Annotated in this window: 1 pseudogene; it reads left to right on the top strand. The window is 70.0% G+C overall.

The annotated features are described in order from the left end of the window. A pseudogene (locus tag NFJ07_RS25790) lies at positions 1-300 on the top strand (glycine dehydrogenase (aminomethyl-transferring)); the annotation flags it as partial.

The raw sequence follows: 300 nt of genomic DNA, 5'->3' as shown, positions 1-300 counted from the left end.
GCCCTCGTCACCGTTGCCGCGGATTTGTTGGCGCTGACCCTGATCACGCCTCCGGGCGAGCAGGGTGCCGACATCGCTGTCGGCTCCACCCAGCGTTTCGGCGTTCCGCTGTTCTTCGGCGGCCCGCACGCCGCGTACATGGCCGTCCAGAAGGGCCTCGAGCGCTCCATGCCGGGCCGCTTGGTGGGCGTTTCCAAGGACGACGCCGGCACTCCCGCGTACCGCCTGGCGCTGCAGACCCGCGAGCAGCACATCCGCCGCGAGAAGGCCACGTCCAACATCTGCACCGCGCAGGCACTG

This window comes from Arthrobacter sp. B2a2-09 (assembly GCF_027587375.1).
Classification (GTDB): Bacteria; Actinomycetota; Actinomycetes; order Actinomycetales; family Micrococcaceae; genus Arthrobacter.
This window is presented reverse-complemented; position numbering and strand designations above follow the sequence as displayed.